The sequence below is a fragment of the Microbacterium sp. NPDC089698 genome (assembly GCF_044749045.1).
GTDB lineage: Bacteria > Actinomycetota > Actinomycetes > Actinomycetales > Microbacteriaceae > Microbacterium.
On sequence record NZ_JBIVHE010000006.1, the window covers coordinates 124,467 to 141,592 of the forward strand.

The 17,126-nt window shown below is 71.4% G+C and carries 16 protein-coding genes; 6 read left to right on the top strand and 10 right to left on the bottom strand.

All coding sequences use genetic code 11. From position 1 onward, the window contains the following. Positions 1 to 49: 49 nt before the first annotated feature. From ACIPY5_RS15945 to ACIPY5_RS15970, 6 genes are all read right to left on the bottom strand, one after another. Positions 50 to 634: a nitroreductase family protein gene (locus ACIPY5_RS15945; protein WP_309338557.1), complete on the bottom strand. Its 585-nt coding sequence runs from the start codon at positions 632 to 634 to the stop codon at positions 50 to 52. Positions 635 to 870: 236 nt separating this feature from the next. Beyond that, entirely contained in the window at positions 871 to 1,977 is a 1,107-nt protein-coding gene (locus tag ACIPY5_RS15950; RefSeq protein WP_400972346.1) for an ABC transporter permease, read from the bottom strand. Then, complete coding sequence (locus ACIPY5_RS15955; RefSeq protein ID WP_309342818.1) at positions 1,974 to 2,858, bottom strand: ATP-binding cassette domain-containing protein; 885 nt, start codon at positions 2,856 to 2,858, stop codon at positions 1,974 to 1,976. The genes ACIPY5_RS15950 and ACIPY5_RS15955 overlap by 4 nt, the downstream gene beginning before the upstream one ends. Positions 2,859 to 3,186: 328 nt before the next feature. Next, a complete protein-coding gene (locus ACIPY5_RS15960) occupies positions 3,187 to 4,404 on the bottom strand; it encodes a benzoate/H(+) symporter BenE family transporter (protein WP_400972348.1) in 1,218 nt (405 codons plus the stop codon). 57 nt (positions 4,405 to 4,461) lie between these two features. Next, positions 4,462 to 5,250, bottom strand: a complete 789-nt coding sequence (locus ACIPY5_RS15965; protein ID WP_400972350.1) for a response regulator — start codon at positions 5,248 to 5,250, stop codon at positions 4,462 to 4,464. After that, positions 5,247 to 6,512 (bottom strand): sensor histidine kinase, encoded by a 1,266-nt coding sequence (locus ACIPY5_RS15970; protein ID WP_400972352.1) that lies wholly within the window; start codon positions 6,510 to 6,512, stop codon positions 5,247 to 5,249. Before ACIPY5_RS15970 ends, ACIPY5_RS15965 begins: the two co-directional genes overlap by 4 nt. A gap of 73 nt (positions 6,513 to 6,585) precedes the next feature. Between ACIPY5_RS15970 and ACIPY5_RS15975 the strand changes: the two genes are divergently transcribed. From ACIPY5_RS15975 to ACIPY5_RS15995, 5 genes are all read left to right on the top strand, one after another. Then, positions 6,586 to 7,749 (top strand): MFS transporter, encoded by a 1,164-nt coding sequence (locus ACIPY5_RS15975; protein ID WP_400972355.1) that lies wholly within the window; start codon positions 6,586 to 6,588, stop codon positions 7,747 to 7,749. 90 nt (positions 7,750 to 7,839) lie between these two features. Next, on the top strand, positions 7,840 to 8,283 hold the full coding sequence (locus tag ACIPY5_RS15980) for a VOC family protein (RefSeq protein ID WP_400972678.1): 444 nt from the start codon (positions 7,840 to 7,842) through the stop codon (positions 8,281 to 8,283). Positions 8,284 to 8,319: 36 nt separating this feature from the next. Continuing rightward, a complete protein-coding gene (locus ACIPY5_RS15985) occupies positions 8,320 to 9,000 on the top strand; it encodes a winged helix-turn-helix transcriptional regulator (RefSeq protein WP_400972357.1) in 681 nt (226 codons plus the stop codon). 76 nt (positions 9,001 to 9,076) lie between these two features. Then, positions 9,077 to 9,694 (top strand): dihydrofolate reductase family protein, encoded by a 618-nt coding sequence (locus tag ACIPY5_RS15990; RefSeq protein WP_400972358.1) that lies wholly within the window; start codon positions 9,077 to 9,079, stop codon positions 9,692 to 9,694. A gap of 308 nt (positions 9,695 to 10,002) precedes the next feature. Continuing rightward, on the top strand, positions 10,003 to 11,718 hold the full coding sequence (locus tag ACIPY5_RS15995; protein WP_400972360.1) for a collagen binding domain-containing protein: 1,716 nt from the start codon (positions 10,003 to 10,005) through the stop codon (positions 11,716 to 11,718). 65 nt (positions 11,719 to 11,783) lie between these two features. On the opposite strand, the gene ACIPY5_RS16000 is transcribed toward ACIPY5_RS15995, so the two are convergent. Together ACIPY5_RS16000 and ACIPY5_RS16005 are read right to left on the bottom strand one after the other, a co-directional pair. Further along, positions 11,784 to 12,758: an HAD family hydrolase gene (locus ACIPY5_RS16000; protein WP_400972362.1), complete on the bottom strand. Its 975-nt coding sequence runs from the start codon at positions 12,756 to 12,758 to the stop codon at positions 11,784 to 11,786. After that, complete coding sequence (locus ACIPY5_RS16005; protein WP_309338507.1) at positions 12,758 to 13,603, bottom strand: exodeoxyribonuclease III; 846 nt, start codon at positions 13,601 to 13,603, stop codon at positions 12,758 to 12,760. Before ACIPY5_RS16005 ends, ACIPY5_RS16000 begins: the two co-directional genes overlap by 1 nt. Before the next feature lie 199 nt (positions 13,604 to 13,802). Here ACIPY5_RS16005 and ACIPY5_RS16010 point away from each other — a divergent pair, with 199 nt between their 5' ends. After that, positions 13,803 to 14,330: a DUF6611 family protein gene (locus ACIPY5_RS16010; RefSeq protein ID WP_309338504.1), complete on the top strand. Its 528-nt coding sequence runs from the start codon at positions 13,803 to 13,805 to the stop codon at positions 14,328 to 14,330. Positions 14,331 to 14,427: 97 nt separating this feature from the next. Here the strand turns inward: ACIPY5_RS16010 and ACIPY5_RS16015 are convergent, their stop codons facing one another. Both ACIPY5_RS16015 and ACIPY5_RS16020 read right to left on the bottom strand, forming a co-directional pair. Further along, entirely contained in the window at positions 14,428 to 16,608 is a 2,181-nt protein-coding gene (locus ACIPY5_RS16015) for a malate synthase G (RefSeq protein WP_400972365.1), read from the bottom strand. Further along, positions 16,605 to 17,036, bottom strand: a complete 432-nt coding sequence (locus ACIPY5_RS16020) for a heme-binding protein (protein WP_400972367.1) — start codon at positions 17,034 to 17,036, stop codon at positions 16,605 to 16,607. Before ACIPY5_RS16020 ends, ACIPY5_RS16015 begins: the two co-directional genes overlap by 4 nt. Positions 17,037 to 17,126 lie beyond the last annotated feature (90 nt).

The window sequence follows — 17,126 nt, forward strand, 5'->3', positions numbered from 1 at the left end:
CGCCTATGGCGTGCGCTGACGGGGACGACTCGGAGGTGGAGAGGGGGCCTCAGGCGTTGATGAGGAGGGTGTCCGCGATCGGGCGGCGCTCACGCGGGGCGTTCTCGCGCTGCTGCAGCTCCTCGGGAGCGGTGCGGATGTCGCCCAGCTCGCCGACGGCCATGACCGAGATCGGGGTGAAGTCGGAGCTCAGGTCGAACGCGGCGGAGATCGCGTCGCGGTCGAAGCCGCCCATCTGGTGCGTGGAGAGACCGTTGGCGTGCGCCTGCACGGTGAAGTGCGCCGCCGCCTGGCCGGTGTCGTAGAGCGCCCAGGTCATGGGCTGGCCGTCGCGCGTGGTCTCGGCCACGAACACCACGAGAAGCGCGGCGTCGCCGGCCCAGGCGCTGTTGAAGCCGGCGAGGGTGCCGAGGACCTTGGCGTGCTCCTCGGAGCCGCGGCGGGCCACGATCACGCGCCACGGCTGGGTGTTGGCGGCGGTCGGCGCCCAACGGGCGGCCTCGAGCGCGCTCGCCAGGGCCTCCTCGTCGATGGTCGAGGCGGCGTCGAAGATGCGGGTGCTCCAGCGCTCGGCGAGGATGTCGAGGATCGGGGCATCGGTGACCGCGGTGCGGTCGGCGGCGGGAGTGCTCATGGCGATGAGGCCTTTCGGGTCGGTGGATCTGCTGCCGGACCCCATCGTCCGCACCCTGAGGCTAACAATGCATGCGTATGAATATTCCTGGGACTCGATCCGGATCCTCCACCCGACCGCGAGACTCCAAATGGGCGACGAGACCGCGCTCCGCAACCGCAGTCTCGTCGCGGAGATGAAGTCTCGCGGTCAGGGGCACCCGCCCGGACCGACCGGCCCGGACCGGCCGAGCCGGCTCAGCCCTTCAGCGCCTCGGACAGCTTCACGCGCGCGCCCATGCGCAGCAGCGAGTTCTCGTAGATCTTCGCCGCCACGAGGATCGCGCCCACGCAGGCCACGAGCAGGATCGCCAGGGACGCCAGCGGCTCCCACCACTGCGCCTCGCCGACGAACAGCCGCACCGGCATCGCGACCGGGGCCGAGAACGGGATGTACGAGAGGATCGTCATCACGACGGGGTTGTCGTTGAAGATGATGACCAGGATGTACGGCGCCATCACGAGCATCGTGATCGGCATCGTGGTGGATCCGATGTCCTCCTGGCGCGACACCAGGGCGGCGGCCGCCGCGAACAGCGAGGCCAGCAGCACGAAGCCGAACAGGAAGAAGACGGCGAACCACACCAGCGGGGATCCGAGCCCCTGCAGGACGGTGTTCTGGCCGGTCACGATGAGCCCGACCACGGCGATCGCCGCGAGCAGCAGGATCTGCGCCATCGCGAGCACCGTGTTGCCGATGACCTTGCCGGCCAGCAGCACGCGGGCCGGGATCGCGGCGAGCAGCAGCTCGACCACGCGCGTGGACTTCTCCTCGACGACGCTCTGCGCCATGGTCGCGCCGAACGTCGAGGCGGCCATCAGGAAGACGACGCCGAAGCCGATCGCGACGAGGTATCGGAGCAGCGGATTGGTCGTGTCGGGTTCGAGGATCGTGACCTTGGGCGTCTTCGCGAGCAGGCTCTGCAGGCTGTTCGGCGCACTCTTGAGCGCCACGATCTCGTAGCCGAACGAGGTGTCGCCGGATGCGGGGACGAGTGCCGCCTCGACGGTCCCGTCGCGGACCAGCTTCTCCGCGGCACCGGCGTCGGCGACCTCGGTCGGCGCGAGCCCCGGAAGGCCCTGCACCGCCTGCGCGGTCTCCGCGGTCACGGCGATCTTCGTCTCCGACGTGTTCTTGCTCATGAACCCGCCGATCAGCACGCCGGCGAGCGCGATGAGGAGCAGGATCCCGGTCGAGATCAGGAACGCCTTGCTGCGCAGCTTGGATCCGATCTCGCGCTCGGCGACGAGGAAGATCCCGCTCGACGCGGAGAGCGCGCTGTTCTGAGTGGTCGCGGTGCTCACTGGATGACCTCCTTGAAGATCTGGGCGAGGGACGGATGCTGCGGGGTGAAAGCGTGCACGACGCCGTGGTCGAGGGCCGTGCGCAGCACGCGCTGCGCGTCCTCCGGGGTAGCGGCGTCGAAGACCGCGGTCCCGCGCTCGAAGTCGACGACCGTGATGCCCGGCTCGGAGCGGATCCATCCGGCGTCGGCGTCGGAGACCAGTTCGTAGCGGGGGGCGGAGTGCTGCGCCCGCAGCTGCTCGCGGGAGCCGGAAGCGCGGATCGTGCCGCCCGCGATGATGACGAGATCGTCGCAGAGCCGCTCGACGACGTCGAGCTGGTGCGAGGAGAACAGGATCGCGGCACCCTGCGCGGCGCGCGCCTGCAGCACGCCGGCGACGACGTCGACCGCGAGCGGATCCAGTCCGGAGAACGGCTCGTCGAGGATCAGCACCTCAGGGTCGTGCACGAGCGCGGCGGCGATCTGCGCGCGCTGCTGGTTGCCGAGCGAGAGCGACTCGATCGTGTCGTGCAGCCGCTCGCCGAGTCCGAGCTCGGCCAGCAGAGCCTCGCCGCGGGCGGTCGCCTCGGTCTTGCCGAATCCGTGCAGCCGTGCGAGATATGCGACCTGCTCGAGCACCTTCATCTTCGGGTACAGGCCGCGCTCCTCGGGCATGTACCCGAAGTGGCGCCGGTCGGTGGCCGCGACATCGTGCCCGCCGAGGCGCACGGTGCCGCCGTCGGCGCCGAGCACGCCGAGCACGATCCGCATCGTGGTGGTCTTGCCGGCGCCGTTGCCGCCGACGAAGCCCGTGAGCCGGCCTGGTTCGACGCGGAACGAGACGTCGTCGAGCACGCGCCGGGCGCCGTAGCTCTTGGTGAGGCCCTCGAGTTCGAGCAGCCCCGCGGTCGTGGTGCGGGTGAGCACTGTGGTCATGGCTCCACGGTATTCAGCGCCGCGGCCCGGCGGCATCCCCCCTACGGCGGATCCGGTGGCGCTCTCGGACGGTGCGTCCTGCGGGGGATCCTGCGGCGCTCTCGGACAGCGGACCCGGTGGACGTCCGTCCCTCGGGGGACCAGCCCGCCATCTTCGGGTCGTCCCCGTCAGCGGAGTCCCTGGCGTGCGCTCACAGGGACGACTCGGAGAGAGGCGCTCCATCTATCGAGTTGTCCCCGTGAGCGGACCCCATGGCGTGCGCTCGTGGGGACGACTCGGAAGTGGGGCGGGTCAGCGGCGGGCGAGGTGGAGGACGGCGCGGACCAGCAGGCCGGCGAGGAGCGCCCAGAACGCGGCGCTGACGCCCCAGAAGGCCATGCCGGAGGCGGCGACGAGGAACGTCACCACGGCCGGGGTGCGCTCGCCCGGATCGTCGATCGCCTGCTGCACGGCGGATCCGAACGCGCCGAAGAGCGCGAGACCGGCGACGGCCGGGATCACGGCGACGGGGGCGAGCACCACGAGCGCGGCGAAGGCGGCCGAGCATCCGCCCAGCACCAGGTACGAGGCCCCGGTCGAGACGCCGGCGATCCAGCGGCGCTTCGGATCCGGTTCCGCATCGGGGGAGGCGGCGAGGGCCGCGCTGATCGCGGCGAGGTTGATCGCGTGCCCGCCGGCGGAGGCGCCGAGGGCGCTGCCGATGCCGGTCGCGAGCATGGCCGGACGCCAGGGCGCCTCGTAGCCGAAGCTGCGCATCACGGCCACGCCGGGCACGTTCTGCGAGGCCATGGTGACGATGAACAACGGCAGCGCGATGCCGACGAGCGCTCCGACGGTGAACGTCGGCATCGTGAACTCGAGGTGCGGCAGCAGCGCGGCCGCATCGAGGACCGCTCCGGATCCCGTCGAAGATCCGCGGGTCACGATCCCGATCACGATCACCACCGTCGCCGCGAGGAACGCCAACGGCACCGCCCAGCGGGGCGCGAGCCGGGTGAACACGAGCCAGGTCAGGATCACCGGGATCACCGCCCACGGATTCTTGCCGAGCCCGGTGATCGGGGCGAGGCAGAGCGGCAGCAGCACACCCGCGAGCATCGCCTGCGCGATCGACGGCGGGATGGCGGCGATGAGGGACCCGAGCTGCGGCACGAGCGCGGTGAGCAGGATGAGTCCCGCGACGATCAGGAACGCCCCGACCGCGGCGGGCCAGCCGCCTTCGATCGCGCCCGAGGCGGCGAGCAGCGCCGCTCCCGGCGTCGACCAGGCCGAGGTGATCGGCATGCGGTAGCGCCAGGCCAGCACGATGCCGGCGATGCCCATCGTGAGGCTGAGCGCGAGGAGCCCGCTCGCCGCCTGGGCGTGCGTCGCGCCAACCGCGGTGAGGCCCGTGAGCACCACCGCGAACGAACTCGTGAACCCGACGAGCGCCGTGACGATCCCGGCCACGATCGGACGGGTCGACGACGAGCGAGGGCGGGATTCCGGGAGGCTCGCGGTTTCGGACATGGGGAGAGGCTAGCGGGCAGGCGCCGCGGTGCGGGGGAGGAACCGGATCCCCGGCCGCTACGCCAGGCCCAAGCGGTGCGCCAGCACCACGGCCTGCACGCGGTCGCGCGCGCCGAGCTTCTGCAGGATCCGCGAGACGTGCGTCTTCACGGTCGCCTCTCCGATGAACAGCTCCGTCGCGATCTCGGCGTTGCTCCAGGCCTCGGCGACCAGCCGCAGCACCTCGGTCTCCCGGTCGGTGAGCGGCTCGGGCAGCGCCGCACTCGGCAGCGCGGTCGACCCTGCCACGGGGGTGGGAGTGCCCAGGGCGGCACCGACGACGGGGAAGGCGCCGGCCGAGGACGCCGTCCCGCCCCCGGAAGCGCCGCCGGAAGCGTCCCCGAAAGCGCCGTCCCCGGAAGCGCTACTCACCGTCCGCGCCGCGAACCGCTGTAGCACGCGGCGGGTCACCTCGGGTGCGAGCATGCCGTCGCCGGCTGCCAGGGCGCGCACGGCGGCGACGAGCTCCTCGGGGCCGGCGTTCTTCAGCAGGAAGCCGCTCGCGCCGGCGTCGAGTGCGTCGAACAGATAGTCGTCGCGGTCGAAGGTCGTCACGATCGCGATCGATGCGCAGATCCGCCCGTCCGCCCGGATCCGCCTGGTCGCTTCGAGCCCGTCCATGTCGGGCATCTGCACGTCCATCGTGATCACGTCGGGCAGCAAGGATCCGGCGAGTTCCACGGCCTCAAATCCGGTGCCGGCTTCGCCGACGACCTCGATGTCGGGCTGCAGGTCGAGGATCGTGCGGAACCCCGCCCGGAGCATGGCGTGGTCGTCGACGATCAGGACCCGGGTCGGCGCGCTCACGCGGACTCCACCAGATCGCCGTCGGAGGGCGAAGGCGCCACGGGAAGCGTCGCCCGCACGCGGAACCCTCCCGCCGGGCGGGCCACGAGCTCGATCGATCCGCCGGACGCGGTCGCCCGCTCCCGCATGCCGAGCTGGCCGAGGCCGGGTCGGAGCCCCGTGACGACCCGCCCCGTGTTCACCACCTCGAGCTCGACGGATCCCTGCTCGTAGCGGATCCGCACGTCCGCGACGGCGTCGGGACCCGCATGCCGACGGGCGTTCGTGAGTGATTCCTGCGCGATCCGGTAGAGGTTGACCGCGGTCACGCGCGGGACCGGGACGGCCTCGCCGATGACCTGGAGTCGTGTGGGCAGGCCCGCCACCGTCGAGGCCGCGGCGAGCTCGGTGATGTCGTCGATCCCGACCGTCGAGGAGCCGTCGTCGCTGTCGCCGGGCGCGCGCAGCGTGTCGAGCAGCTGGTGGAAGTCGCGGATGGCGTCGCGGGCGGCCGCCTCGATGCCGGCGACGATCGCGGTGGCGGCCTGCGGATCCTCCGGGATCATCATGCGCGCGGCACCCGCCTGCACGCCCATGACCGAGACGTGGTGCGCGACCACGTCGTGCAGCTCGCGGGCGATGCGCACCCGGTCCAGGGCGACGGCCTGAGCCGCGCTGAGCGCGCGTTCGCGCTCGAGCTCGGCGGTGCGCTGCTGGAGCACGGCCCGCTCCCGGGCGGCGTTCCAACTGCGCTCGCCGAAGTAGTAGGCACCGCCGAAGTACAGCACGTTCAGCAGCACCTGGAGCATGAGGAACGCCACGAGCGGGGAGAACATCCCCGCCACGACATCCGCTTTGTGCGCCTGTTCGATCGCCTGCCGGTACATCTCGATGACCAGCCACACGGCCATCACCACGATGATGCCCGCGCGCACGAGGAACGCGCGGCGGCGCGCGTTCATCCACGCACCCACGGTGTAGAGGGCGATGAACATCGCGATGTTGCCGGCGTAGATCTCGGGGACGTGCAGCGAGGTCGCCACGACGAACGCGATCGACACCACGACCGCGACCGCGGCGGGCCACCTCCGCCGCACCGAGAGGGCCGCGGCGACGACCACGACGTAGGGGATCGCCGTCCACAGCTCGGCCTGCTCCGTGCCGTAGACCTTCGCGATCGACGAGAGCGCGGCGCTGAGGATCCCGCCGACCAGCACGACGCCGGCCAGGAGCACGTCCTGCCGCAGCTCGCGAGAGGTCGGGATGCGGGTGAACGGCGGCATCCCTCCACCGTAGGGCGGGCGTCGGCGGTCGGCATCCCCCGCACGGCGGATGCGCCGGATGCGACACTGGAGCGTGACCTCGCCGCGCCCGCGTCTCGCCCCGCTGTACCTCGCCGGCTTCACGACCGCCTTCGGCGCGCACGGGATCGCCGCCGCCCTCGGCGCCGAGACCGAGGACATCGGCTGGACCCTGCTCGCGTTCGGCTTCACCCTGGCGCTGTACGACCTCGCCGAGGTGCTGTTGAAGCCCGTGTTCGGCGCTCTCAGCGATCGGATCGGCGTGCGCCCGGTCATCGTCGCAGGACTCCTCACCTTCGCCGCGTTCTCCGTCGTGGGCGCGCTCGTGCCCGGCACCGTCGGGCTCATCGTCGCGAGATTCGGCCAGGGAGCGGCGGCCTCGGCGTTCTCCCCGGCCTCGTCCGCCGCGGTCGCACGGCTCGCGGACGGCGCCTCGCGCGGCCGGTACTTCGGGCGCTACGGATCCTGGAAGGGGCTCGGCTACGCGCTCGGTCCGCTGCTGGGTGCGGGCCTGGTCGTCTGGGCCGGCCTTCCCGCGCTGTTCTGGGCGCTCGCCGCCGTGGCCCTGGTCGCCGCCGCCTGGGTGCGGTTCGGCGTGCCGGCGGTGCCGGTGCTGCCTCGCAAGCGCGTGACCGTCGCGGACCTCGCGCGTGAGCTCACCGCCCCCGGATTCCTCGTGCCGACGCTCGTGCTCGCCGCGACGACCGGCGGCCTCGCGGTCGCGGTCGGCTTCCTCCCCCTGCTCGGCCGCGAGAGCGGCATCGGCACGGTCGGCAGCATGGCGCTCGTCACGGTGCTGGCCGTCGTCAGTAGCGTCGTGCAGCCGTTCGCCGGATCCCTGCACGATCGCGGACGCCTTCCGGTGCGGATCGGCGTGATCGGCGGGCTGGCGCTCCTCGCCGGCGGGATCCTGATCGCGGGGCTGTGGCCCGAGCTGCCGATGCTCCTCGTCTCAGCCGTGCTCATCGGCGCCGGGGTGGGGCTCGCGACCCCGGTGGCGTTCTCGCACCTGGCGGCATCGACGCCGCCGGAGCGGATGGGACGTACGATGGGATCCGCGGAGCTGGGCCGTGAGCTCGGGGATGCCGGAGGGCCGCTGGTCGCCGGTGCCGTGGCGACCGCGACGCTCCCCGGCGTGGGGCTCGTCGTCGTGGCGGGGCTCACCGCCGGCGCCGGAGTGCTCGCCGTCTGGGGGCTGCGGACGCCGCGGAGGAGCTGAGCGGCGCGCTCGCAGGTGCTCTTGACAACGTTGCTTGTTAAAAGCAAGCTTGGCATCGGGCCCGACGACGGGCCCACCGACAGAGGAGTCATCGTGACGAACGTCTTCATCAGCCTGCCCGTCAGCGACCTCGAGCGCACCAAGGCCTTCTACACCGCACTCGGCTGCGGGATCAATCCGGAGATGTCCGATGAGAACGGCGTCTGCGTCGTCTGGGACGACAACGTCTACTTCATGATGATCACCCGCGAGTTCTTCGCGACCTTCACAGAGAAGCCGATCGTGGATCCGAAGGTCTCACTGCAGACGTCCGCGTCGTTCGCGCTCGACTCGCGGGAAGAGGTCGACGCCGCGATCGCCAAGGGGCTCGCTGCGGGCGGCACCGAGCCCCAGCCCGCGCAGGACTACGGATTCATGTACTCGCGCGACCTGGACGACCCGGACGGCAACTCGCTCGGCTTCCTATACATGGTGCCGGCGGGGGAGCAGGGGGCCGGGTCGCCGGTGGCCGCGGCGAGCGACGCGACCTCCTGATGAGACGCGACCTCCCGACGAGGGGGCTGGGCTGACATGGCCGCACGGAGCTACGGCCAGTACTGCGGCGTGACCACGGCGGTCGAGCTGATCGGCGAGCGCTGGGCGCTGCTCATCGTGCGTGATCTGCTGGTCGGCCCGCGTCGCTACACGGATCTCAAACAGGGGCTGCCGCGCATCCCCACGAACATCCTGTCCACGCGGCTCAAGGAGCTGCAGCAGGGCGGGGTCGTGCGCCGGGTGCCTCTGCACGGATGCGGACTGGTGTACGAGCTCACTCCGTACGGGCGGGCGCTCGAGCCGGTGATGCTCGCCCTCGGGCGCTGGGGCTTCCAGACCATGGGCGACCCCGACGAGGGCGATGTCGTCACGCCCGACTCGCTCACGATGGCGCTGCGCACCGCTTTCCGGGCCGGCCAGGCGACCGCGTTGGACGTGGAACTCCACGTCGGCGAGGTCGCGCTGAGGGCGATCGTCCGCGAGGGGGTGCTCGCGGTCACGCAGCTCGCGCCGACCGCTCCGCCGGTCGGCGGGGCCGTACCGCCGGGCGAGCCGGAAGCGGTCATCGTCGCCGGTCCCGGCATCCGGCACCTGATCGCCGGGGACGTCACCCCGGCCGAGGCGGTCGCCCAGGATCTGGTCGCGGTCGTCCGCGGCGACCTGAGGATCCTGGACGACTTCGCGCAGACCTTCCACATCCCCCCTCTCGCGGCGTAGCGTCGCCGAGGGAGCAGGCACAGCCGACCGTCGGTCCCTGAGCCCGTCGGAGGGCCCGACCACGAAAGAGGACATCATGACCGGACGCATCATCATCGACCTGTTCACGACGCTCGACGGCGTCGCCCAGGCCCCGGGCGGGCCGGAGGAGGACACGAGCGACGGCTTCCGCTTCGGCGGCTGGCAGGCGCCCCTGCCGAGCGAGGCCGTCATGGGCAGCGTGATGGCGGGGATGGAGACCCTCGACGCGCTGCTGCTGGGCCGGCGCACCTACGACATCTTCGCCGGATACTGGCCGCAGCACACGACGGGGCCCGAGGGGCCGATCGGGCAGCTCTTCGACCGGGTGCCGAAGTACGTGGCGTCCAGGGAAGCCGGGATCGAGCTCGACTGGCAGGGCAGCAGCAGAGTCGGCGCGGATCTGCCCGCCGAGATCGCGGCGCTGCGCGAGAAGCACCAGGACGTGCACGTGATCGGCAGCGTCGACTTCGTGCAGACGCTGCTCTCCGAGCAGCTCTACGACGAGCTGCAGCTCTGGGTGTACCCGATCGTGCTCGGCCAGGGCAAGAAGGTGTTCCCCGACGGCGCGACGCCGCACAATCTTCGGCTCGTGCACGCCGAGTCCGGCGACGGAGGCACCCTGCTGCTGCGCTACGCCCCGCTGCCGGGTGAGCCGGCCACAGGCACGATGTGAGGACGGGCATCGGCGCCGCACGTGGGCGCGACGATCGGACCGTGCGCCGTGTCGGATTCGTGACCGGAATATCGCGGATCCGCCTAGCTGGCGGAGCGCCGCGAAACTACAGTCATCCGTAACGCGTGGGGACGTTGACCCGAACAGCCGCACTCTGGGGGTGCGGCTGTTCCCATGTCGGGATCCGGTCTCGGGAATTCCCTCTTTCCTGAGAGAACCCTATGACGATAGATTGCATCGACGCCTGGTTCCTCCAGGCTCCGGTCGACCCGACGAAGGGCGGCCGTTGACCCGACGGGGGGACCAGGATGTCTACACGTGTGTCCGGACGCCGCGGCTGGAAGGGCGCGCTCACCGCGCTGCTCGCCGCGGCGCTGATGTTCACCGGAGTGGGGGCGGCGAGTGCCGCACCGACGCCAGGGACGGGCTCCGTCAGCGGGACGGTGACCCGCGCCGCGGACGGACAGCCGGCGGCGGGGGTGTTGGTGCAGGTGAGTCTCCAGGACTTCAGCGCGGGCGAGTCGACGACGACGGCGCCGGACGGCACCTTCACCGTGGAGGGACTGCAGCCGGGGACGTACCAGGTCTCCTTTGCCCTGGGCTCCGAAAGCTACGTCACGCAATGGTGGCAGGGTGTCAAGGACTACTGGCAGGCGGCCCGGATCGACGTTGCAGCGGATCAAGCCATCACGGGCATCGATGCGTCGCTCGCGTCCGCGGGCTCGCTCAGCGGCACAGCGACTCGTTCCGCGGACGGTTCGCCTGCAGCAGGCATTCAGGTGAACGCGTACAGCCCCGAGGGTGGTCAGCACTTCGCCATCACCGATGACGCGGGGGGCTTCCGCATGTTCGGCATGGCACCTGGCAACTATCAGCTCGGCTTCTCGGATCCTTCAGGACAGCTCCTGCCGAAGTCGACCCAGGCGGTCGTACAGGCGGATGAGGAGACACCGAATGTCGACGTCGCGATGGCCACGAGCGCGACGATCAGCGGCCATGTCCTCGCGGCGTCGGACGGGAGTCCCGTTGTCGGTGCTGTCTGGGCGACCGGCTCGTCGGGGTCGTTCTCTGCCGCGATCGAAAGCGATGGCTCCTACGTGCTTCACGTTGCGCCTGGTACGTACGTGGTTCACTTTCAGCCCTACTCTGGCCCGCTGCTCGACGAGTATTGGCAGCACGCGTCGACTGCCGCAGATGCGACGCCCGTGACGGTCGCCGCTGGTGACATCGCATCGGGGATCGACGGAGACCTCGATCCGGCCAGGTTCATCCGGGGCGCGGTGACGGTCGATGGTGCTTCGGATCCTCACCACTATCAGGACATCGTCGTCATCGCGGAGACAGACGGCGGGAGTGGTGTCATGGCGAATGTACAGTCCGACGGAACGTTCAGCATTCAGGTGCGGCCGGGCACTTACACGGTCAGGGCGGAGGGCATGGACGGCCGGCACTGGGCCCTTGGGACGCAGTTCTACTCGGGTGCGAACTCCGCGGCTGAGGCCACCCCGGTCATCGTCCCCGGAACCGGTGACGCCACCGGAGTCGACTTCGATCTGGCGGCACTCACTGCGGACGTCTCGCTCTCCGTCGCCACCGTCCCACCGGGCGCTGCCGTCCATGTGACGGGCTCGGGCTTCGCTCCCGGAGAGCCCGTGCAGGTCGAGCTGCACTCCACCCCGATCTCTCTCGGGACGGTCACGGCCGGGGCCGACGGCGTCGTCGACACCACGGTCACGATCCCGGCGGATGCGCCCGCAGGCGCGCACCGGATCGTGCTCACGGGCCAGATGTCGACGCTGACCGGCGGCTCGGCGCTGACCGTGGCCGGCGCGACCACTCCCGGAGGATCCGACGGATCCGGAACGGGCGGCGCGGTCACGCCCACGCCCCCCGCATCCGCCTCCGGATCCGGCGCTGCGCAGCTCGCGGCGACCGGTGCGGAGATCCCGACTGCGGCGCTGCTGGGCGGTGCGCTGATGCTGCTCCTCGGCCTCGCGGTGATCCGCGCCCGTCGCAGGGCCTGAGACGACGCGGCGGGGCCGGTGCGGATTCGTCCGCACCGGCCCCGCCGTCGTTCAGCCCGGCGCGTTCAGACCGCGAGCACCCGCTCGATCCTGACCGCGACGCCGTCCTCGGAGTTCGAAGGGGCGACCTCGTCCGCAGCGGCGAGGGCCTCGGGCTCGGCGTTCGCCATCGCGACGCCCCGACCCGCCCAGCGCAGCATCTCGACATCGTTGAGCGCGTCGCCGAACGCGAGCACCTCGCTGCGGTCGATGCCGAGCCGGTCGCACAGCTGCGCGAGTCCGGTGGCCTTGGTCACGCCCTCGGCCATGACCTCGACGAACGGCGCTCCGGACAGGGTGGCCTCGAAGCCGCTCTGGTCCAGGGCGCCGAGCACGTCGAAGATCTCGGCGGGGGCGATCGTGGCATGCCGGATCACGAGCTTGAGGCTCGGCGCGGCCAGCACCTCGGCGAGCGGGACTGCGCCCATCGACGCCGGATCGCGCTTGTGGTCGCTGTGCGTCGCGACCTCGGCATAGCCTGCCTGGGCGACGAAGACCTCACCGGCCTCGCGCACGCTCGCGAACAGCAGCCCCTCGATCCGCGCGCCCAGCTCGTGTGCGATCCGCTGCTGCACCGGCACGGCGATCTCGCTGGCGAACAGCGGCTCGTGCGTGTCCAGGTGGATGCCGTACGCCCCGTTGCCGCACAGCGCCCACCCCTCGAAGCCGGCCTCCGCGGCGATCGCGCGCAGGCCGATCGGCTGCCGCGCGGTGACCGGCACCACGACGATCCCCGCGGCGCGGGCGGCATCGAGGGCGGCGCGGGTGCGCGCACTCACCCGGCCCGCGGGATCCAGCAGCGTGCCGTCGAGATCCGTCGCGATCAGGCGGATCGGGGATCCGGCCGAACTCGTCGGACGCGCCGTTTCGTCTCGGTCGCCTTCGGCGTCCTTGCTCAACGACCCCGGGGTGCGGGCGCCTTCGGCCGGTTCCTGAGCCTGTCGAAGGGCGCTCAACGACCCCGAAGGGGCGGTGCCGGCCGGATCCGCGACGGTGCTCATCAGGCGAAGATCATCGGCATGTCGCCGTCGTCCTCTGCACCACCGAGATCGAGGTCGACGACCACCGGAACGTGGTCGCTGGGCTGCTCGCCCTTGCGCTCCTCGCGATGGATCGAGGCGCCCTTGACCGCGTCGGCGAGGGCTGAGGATCCGAGCACGAAGTCGATCCGGATGCCCTCGTTGCGCGGGAACTTCAGCCGCTGGTAGTCCCAGTAGGTGTAGCCCTCGGGAAGCAGCGGCCGGACGACATCCTGCACGCCCGCCGACTCGAGCGCGAAGAACGCCGCGCGCTCCTCGGGGGAGACGTGGGTGGAGGTCCCGACGACTATGTCCGGATCCCCGTTGTCGTGGTCGAAGGGGATGATGTTGAAGTCGCCGACGAGGGCGAGGGGCAGGCCGGGCGAAGCGGCGAGCTCGGCCGCGGTCGCGGTGCGCAGCGCGTCGAGCCAGTGCAGCTTGTACGCGAGGTGCGGGTCGTCGAGCGAGCGGCCGTTGGGCACGTAGAGGCTCCAGACGCGCACGCCGTTCACGATCGCGCCGAGCGCCCTCGCCTCGAGGGGCGCATCGGGACCCTCGTGACCCTTCGCGAAGCCGGGCATGCCGTCGAAGGACGTGCGCACGTCGGTCATCGGCTCGCGGCTGGCGATCGCGACGCCGTTCCACTGGTTCAGGCCGTGCACCTCGACGTGATAGCCGGCCTCTTCGAAGGGCGCGTACGGGAACTGCTCGGGCTTGCACTTGATCTCCTGCATCGCGAGCACGTCGATGTCCTCGCGCACGGCGAACTCGACGGTGCGGGCGACACGGGTGCGGATGGAGTTGACGTTCCAGGTGGCCAGGCGCATGGATCCAGCCTACGGGCGGGCGGCGACATCGCCGGCCGCGGGCCCCGCCCGGGACCGGCCGGCCGCAGGACCGCCGCGGACCGGCCGGACGCGGGCCCCACCCGCCGCCCCGTACGGGAAGCGCAGGGATCCGGGCCGCACCCGTTTGGGTTCCGTAGGGACGGGATCCGCCGTGCGGCGAGCGGCGCAGGGTGGATCCATGGTCATGCAACAGCGGTTCACGCCCTCGGAGCACCGCCGTGCGGCGGTCGTCGCGCACCGGCCTCGCCCGCACTGGGGTCACCTGTCGCGCTCGGTCAGCCGGTACGGCGTCGTCTCGAGCGAGCTCGTCATCTACTCGCCCGACGCCTCGGAGCACGACCGGCACTGGGCGGAGTTGTCCCGCGTGTTCGGCACGGTCGTCGCCGGGGGCGCGCTGCTCTCCTGGATCGGGTTCGCGGCCGTCGGCGTCTCCCCGCTGATCGCGCTCCTCGCGATCGCGGCGGTCGCGATCCCGGCCGGAATCGTCCTGGCGCGGAGCACCCGGGCGGTGCGGCACGGCGCGGCGAGGGTCGCCTCGTGCACCTCGGGACTGCGACCCGACTCCGCGGATCGTGAGGCTCAGCGTCGTCTCGACGCGCTCGCCGACACCATGCAGCAGGCGAGCGAGGACTATCGCTCGGGCGCGATGGATCCGGAGCGCTTCCAGCAGGTCTGGCGCGCGACCTACGCCCACGCCCAGGCCTGACGCCCCCCTCTGCGGGCCGCCATCGACAGAGTCGTCCCCGTGAGCGCACCCCAGGGGGTCCGCTCACGGGGACGACCCGGAACTGGAGAAGGCGGGGTCAGACGCGGGCGAGCTGCTCGGCCTTCTTCTCGCGACGCAGGCCGTGCAGCAGCGGCTCCGTGTAGCCGCTCGGCTGCGCGGCGCCCTCGGTGATGAGGCGGCGGGCGGCGGTGAAGGCGATGCCGGGGGCGGATCCCTCCGGGAACGCGAGCGGCTCGTAGTTCGCGTCGCCGGCGTTCTGCGCATCGACGACCACCGCGAGGCGGCGCAGGCTGTCGTCGATCTGCGCCTCGGCGATCACGCCATGCTGCAGCCAGTTCGCCAGCAGCTGGCTCGAGATGCGCAGCGTGGCGCGGTCCTCCATGAGGCCGACGTCGTGGATGTCCGGCACCTTCGAGACACCGATGCCCTGGTCGATCCAGCGCACGACGTAGCCGAGGATCGACTGCACGTTGTTGTCCACCTCGGTCGCGACGATCTCCGGAGTCAGCGCACCCTCGGGGGCGAGCGGCGGGACCAGCAGCCGGTCGAGCGCCTCGTCCGAGACGGCGGGCAGCGCGGTCCGCGCGGCGAACGCGTCGACCTGGTGGTAGTGCAGGGCGTGCAGGGTCGCGGCGGTGGGCGACGGCACCCAGGCGGTCGATGCTCCGGAGCGCGGATGCGCGATCTTCTTCTCGAGCATGTCGTGCATGAGGTCGGGCTCGGCCCACATGCCCTTCCCGATCTGGGCGCGCCCGCTGAGGCCGCTCGCGACGCCGATCGCGACGTTGCGGTCCTCGTAGGCCTGCATGAACGGCTGCGCCTTGATCCCGGCCTTCGGCAGGAAGGGGCCGGCGTGCAGCGAGGTGTGGATCTCGTCGCCGGTGCGGTCGAGGAATCCGGTGTTGATGAAGACCACGCGGTCGCTCGCCGCCGCGATCGACGCGGCGAGGTTCGCCGAGGTGCGGCGCTCCTCGTCCATGATGCCGACCTTCATGGTTCCTGCGGGCAGGCCCAGCAGTCCTTCGACGCGGCCGAACAGCTCGGCGGCGAAGGCGACCTCCTCCGGCCCGTGCATCTTCGGCTTCACGATGTACATGGATCCGGTGCGCGAGTTGGTGCCCTTGTTCGCGCCCTCGAGCTCGGGCAGGGATCCGAGCGCCGTCATGATCGCGTCGAGGATGCCCTCGAAGACCTCCTCGCCGTGGCGGTCGAGCACGGCCGGGGTGCGCATCAGGTGGCCGACGTTGCGGACGAAGAGCACGGCGCGGCCGGGGAGCACGACCTCGCCGCCGTCGGCGGTGCGGTACACGCGGTCCGCGGCGAGCGAGCGGGTGAACGTCGTCCCGCCCTTGGTCACGGTCTCGGTGAGGGTGCCGTCCATGAACCCGCGCCAGTTGCGGTAGCCGAGCGCCTTGTCGTCGCCGTCGACCGCCGCGACGGAGTCCTCCAGGTCGAGGATCGCGGTGAGCGCCGACTCGAGGATGATGTCCTGCACGCCGGCGGCATCGGTGCGGCCGATGGGGCCGGTGCGGTCGACGAGGATCTCCGCGTGCAGGCCGTTGTGCACGAGCAGCACGGTCGCGGGGGCCTCCGCGTCGCCCGTGAAGCCGACGAAGCGCGCCGGATCCGCGAGGCGGCGGTCGCCGGCAGCGGTCGTCACCACGAGCCCGCCGGCGTCCACGCGGTAGCCGGTGGCGTCGCGGTGCGAGCCCTCGGCCAGAGGGGCGATCTCGTCGAGCAGCTCGCGCCCGAAGGAGACCACGGCCGCGGCGCGGGCCGGGTTGAACGCGGCGCCGGGGGCGAGCTCGCCCGTGCGCTCGATCGCGTCGGTGCCGTAGAGGGCGTCGTACAGGGATCCCCAGCGGGCGTTCGCCGCGTTCAGGGCGAAGCGGGCGTTCAGCAGCGGGACGACGAGCTGCGGTCCCGCCATCGTGGCGATCTCCGGGTCGACGTCCCCGGTGGTCACGGCGACCTGCTCCGGAACCGGGACGAGGTAGCCGATCTCGGTGAGGAAGGCGCGGTAGGCGGCCGGATCCGGCTGCCCGGGGTTCCGGCGGTGGAACTCGTCGATCTGCTGCTGCAGCTCATCGCGCCGGGCGAGCAGCGCGGCGTTGCGCGGCACCAGGTCGTGCACGATCTCGCTCACGCCCGCCCAGAACGCCGTGGCGTCGCGACCGGAATCGGCAAGCGACGCTTCAGCGAACTCGACGATCGGCGCGGCGACCGACAGGTCTGCGCGGGAGAGGTACGAGGTCATAGTTCCATTCCTTCTGTGCGGGCGCCGAGGCGCTTGAGGGTTTCCAGGGCGATCTCCGCGTCGAGCGCCGGAGGACCACCGGCGATGCCGAGGCCGCCGACGTGGTGCTCGCCGAACACGATCGGCACGCCCCCGTCGATCGTGGTCATGGTGCCGCCCGTGCCGAGCGGCAGCGTCGCCGAGAGCGCCTCGGCGATCTGCCCGGTGCGGCGGCGGATCGAGGCGCTGCTCTTCGCCTTGCGCTGAGACGTGTCGGCGCTGTGCGGGGTCGAGCCGTCGGCCATGCCGTAGGCGATGAGCGTCATCGACGGATCCGCGACGGCGGCCACGGTGGGCAGGCCGCGCTCGGCGCCGATCTCGAGGGCGAGGGCCACGGCGCGGGCGGCCGTCTCGTACGTGATCGTGACGGTCTGTCGGTGCGTGGACATCGGCGTCTCCCTCGGCGTGATTTATCTCGATATCGAGATGACCTTCGCGAGGAGGTTACCACAATGCGAAGCTTAAGTTCCACATGTCGA